At 36.1% G+C, this 3,884-nt stretch carries 4 protein-coding genes; 1 reads left to right on the top strand and 3 read right to left on the bottom strand.

Going from position 1 to position 3,884, the window contains the following annotated elements:
* Positions 1 to 2,359 (top strand): dynamin-like GTPase family protein (locus F6K13_RS22645; RefSeq protein ID WP_287288450.1); only part of this gene is annotated, 2,359 nt, incomplete at its 5' end.
* A gap of 665 nt (positions 2,360 to 3,024) precedes the next feature.
* Here F6K13_RS22645 and F6K13_RS22640 read toward each other — a convergent pair.
* From F6K13_RS22640 to F6K13_RS22635, 3 genes are all read right to left on the bottom strand, one after another.
* Positions 3,025 to 3,330, bottom strand: coding sequence for a DUF4090 family protein (locus F6K13_RS22640; protein WP_124143556.1), 306 nt, complete (start codon positions 3,328 to 3,330; stop codon positions 3,025 to 3,027).
* A gap of 91 nt (positions 3,331 to 3,421) precedes the next feature.
* Positions 3,422 to 3,523, bottom strand: coding sequence for an element excision factor XisI family protein (locus F6K13_RS35345; protein ID WP_124143573.1), 102 nt, complete (start codon positions 3,521 to 3,523; stop codon positions 3,422 to 3,424).
* Between the two features lie 143 nt (positions 3,524 to 3,666).
* Entirely contained in the window at positions 3,667 to 3,846 is a 180-nt protein-coding gene (locus tag F6K13_RS22635) for a hypothetical protein (protein ID WP_287288448.1), read from the bottom strand.
* Positions 3,847 to 3,884 lie beyond the last annotated feature (38 nt).

Raw genomic sequence — 3,884 nt, 5'->3', positions numbered from 1 at the left:
TCCCAAATTTGAAATAGTATTTGCGGGAGCTTTTAGTGCGGGTAAGTCAATGTTAATTAATGCTTTATTAGGAAGAGAATTACTTTATAGTGCCGAGGGACACGCTACAGGAACAGAATGTTATATTGAATATGCCGAACCTGAAAAAGAACGAGTAGTTTTAACATTTTTAAGCGGGGCAGAAATTCAAGAACAAGTAGCAATTTTACGAAAGGAATTAGGCTTAGACTCCAATGCTAATATTCAACAACCAGAGGTAATCCAAATTATTAGGGAACAATGCGACGCAATTATTAAAAATGAAGGTGGCGAAAATAAATCGGAGCGGGCTAAACAAGCAAAAGCATTGAAATTATTAGTAGATGGTTTTGAGGCGAATAAGGAATGTATTCATTCTGCCGAAAATGCTATTTATTCTATGGAGCAGTTTAACTTTTCTAACCTGAAAGAAGCGGCAAGTTATGCACGACGGGGGATGAATAGTGCTGTGTTGAAGAGAGTAGAATATTATTGTCATCATCCTCTTTTAGAAGATGGAAATGTAATTATTGATACTCCAGGAATTGATGCGCCAGTAGAAAAAGATGCTCAAATTACTTATGACAAAATAGAGCATCCAGAAACTTCTGCGGTTGTTTGTGTTTTAAAAGCTGCTGCTGCGGGAGATATGACAACTGAAGAAACAGAATTACTGGAAAAAATGCGAGAAAATCCTGGAATTAGAGACCGGGTTTTTTATGTGTTTAATCGTATTGATGAAACTTGGTACAATTCTCAACTCAGACAACGATTAGAAAGTTTGATTATTTCTGATTTTCGGGATACAGAAAGGATTTATAAGACCAGTGGGTTGTTAGGTTTTTATGGCAGTTTAATTAAAGAAGCAAGTGCAGGCGATCGCTTTGGTTTAGATACTATATTTGCTAATAGTGTTAAAGGTTTAGATGAGGAGGAGGAAACGCCACAATTTGTCTATGCTTTTAACAATTATTGTGGTACTTCTCGCAAACTTCCTAGTAACTTTCCGGTGAGTATTCATGGTTTTGAGTCACCTAATGAAAATTATGTCCGGATTTTAGGTGAGTGGGGAAAACCGTTAATCGAACAATTAATAAAAGATAGTGGAATAGAAGAATTTAGGGATGGAATTACTCGGTATCTGAAGGAGGAGAAACGTCCACAATTATTTGCAAATTTGGCAGATGATTTGCAAAATATCTGTATTCAATTACAGAAAAATTATTTAGCTACTCAACAAAACTTGGCGAGTCAACCTCAGGAAATAGAGGCAATGAAAATCCAGGAATTATCATTGTTGAATTCTCAACTTCAGGAAGTGGGCGAAGGATTTAATCAACATATTTCTGAGGAAGTAAATTTGCTAGTCACAAATAAATGTGATGCTTTTGAAGCAGATTTTAATCAACTCCAATCTCGAATGATTCGTCGTTTAGATGAACTGTTAGATACTTTTTCTGTAGAAGCTGCTTATAGTAGGGCAACTATTAATCATCCACGGAATGCAACGGCACCTTTATTAGCAGTTTTGGTCGAAGCACTTTATTATTTAGCCAATCAATTGGAGGATATTTTAGTTGATTCTACCGAGTCAGTGGTAAGTGGATTTTTCCAACGTTTAATTGACCGAGTTCGTAAGTCAGAATATTATCGACAACTTTATCGTTTGTTGGGGAATGATGGAGGTATTGAACAACATTTAAAGGAAGTAAAAAAAGTAGTTACTACGGCATTAATAAGTGCGGCGCGGATAGAATGTGACAGGTTTGTGCGAGAAAGTCCCCGTTTTTATGATGAAGGAACTTTTTCTATCTATCAGTTTCGGCAGACTTTGTTGCAGACTTCTCAAAGTTTTGATTGTAGCAGTATGGTAGAAGCTGAACCGTCAATTAGGCAATTGTTGAAGTTGGATTTTGAGCCGAAAGTTTCTAGGACTATTCGACAGACTTTTCGTCAGACTTTGAATCAAACTTTGAAGACTCATTTATTACCTATGGCGGAAAAACAAGGGGAAGATATTATGCAGCAATATAATCAAGCGCGGGAATATTTAGAGAAAAGTTTGGAGACTGAAGCTGCGGAAAAAATTCAACGAAATTTACGTTTACAAAGTGAGGTTGAGGAGAAAATAGGGGTTTATAATCAGTTGGTTTCTAGTATTAATAGTTGTTTACGGACGATGTTATTGAATGAGCGACAATTGCCAATTATTTATGGGTTTAATTTTGGGAAAAATGGGGATGATTTGGATGTAGTAAGTGATGAAAATGAGAAATTATTGGAGAGTGAAGAAGTATCTCCACTTGATGATTTAAGACAGCAGATGAATTTGAATAGTTAGGGGTAGTTTTATTTCAGAAAAATGTAGGGTGTGTTGTTGAAGCATCCTACAGTTATAGTGCTTTGCGCAAGGCAAAAGTCAAAAGTCAAAAGTTAAAAGTAATACCAGTTTGATAAATATTTACTACAAATCAATAGGTTATTTCTTAGGAGTCAACCCACCCCTAACCCCTCCCAGGAGGGGAAGTTAGGAGGACCGAGTCAGAATGAATGGCTTCGATTCCATTTTTTAGGTTGTAAATTATCTTTTTCGTCAAAGAGATATCTCCTGTCAAGTCTTTTAATCGCACTTATTATTCGTAACATTCTTTTTGCAAATTGATGTAATACCAAAAATCAATATATTTTGATAAACCCGATCATTTTGAAGATATAGCGCTACGCAAATACGCTCTTGACATTCTTCTGTTCCCTGTTCCCTACTCCGGTGTTCCCTTACAACCAAAATTTATTGTCAAACGCCAAAAGACGGAGTGCTATAGAAAAAATCCCCTGTTTACCTAGTTGAAAATATTCTGTAGGGGCTAACATTCAGGCAGTAACTAAAAGTATAAACTCTAGATTTTCTTTCCGAATGCTTCCCCCTCCTGTCAGGATTCAAAATTTAGAGATAACAATTATCAAACCCTGAAACAAAAACATTAAAATACTAACTACAAACTATTTTTATTTCCCACCATAATAAAAAGCAATTTCTTTCTCTTTAAGTGGAGCAAAATTTGCATCTTTCAACATTTGATTTAACTCTTCCTGGGAAATATGCTTCGCCCCAATACGCACAATACGAGACCGCATTGTATTACTAACCCCACTCCGTTGTCGTTGACCTTCTAATGCCATTACCTTGTGATAAAGGTCGAGCTTTTCTGTTGGGATAGCAGAACCATCTAAATCTATTCCTTTAGCGATCGCCTCATCCACAGCATCTGCTCCAGTAGTGGATGCAGTTGTGGAAGTTTTTTCTGAAGACATAGCAAAAAATTATTGGGTTTACATGATTATTTTATCTCGTGTAAGGCACACCTCAAAACTTTCTATAGGAGTAAATTTTTCCAATTAAAATTTAACTCATAGCAAACTCAGTAAACTTTCTCACATCTGGAGCTTTAAAAGCAAAAATAATATCACTTTTAATAAGATCTAATCTGATTAACTCATCAGTTATTCCTTCTCCAGTAAAATATTATTCTATGTAAATATTTTCATTTTTAAACTCAATATAAACATCAGTATATTTCATTTTTTGGCGTTGGTAATTTGAGGTATGATATCATGTCTGGATAAGAGCGCTATAGAACTCCGTGACCTTTACGCGACCAAAAAACTTTCTCCTTTTACTCGGGGTTTCTTCTTCTTTCTTCCCTCCTGACTCGCTCCGACTGACTTCCCCTCCTGGGAGGGGCACGCGGGTGGGTTGACTCCTAAAGAATTAAGATTAATATCATACACGCGCTTTACCAACGCCCATTTTTTTTCCTTACTAATCAAGTGTTAACCATAAATACAGCAATCCGGAATGATTTATG

This window comes from Okeania sp. SIO2B9 (assembly GCF_010672505.1).
GTDB lineage: Bacteria > Cyanobacteriota > Cyanobacteriia > Cyanobacteriales > Microcoleaceae > Okeania > Okeania hirsuta.
This window is presented reverse-complemented; position numbering and strand designations above follow the sequence as displayed.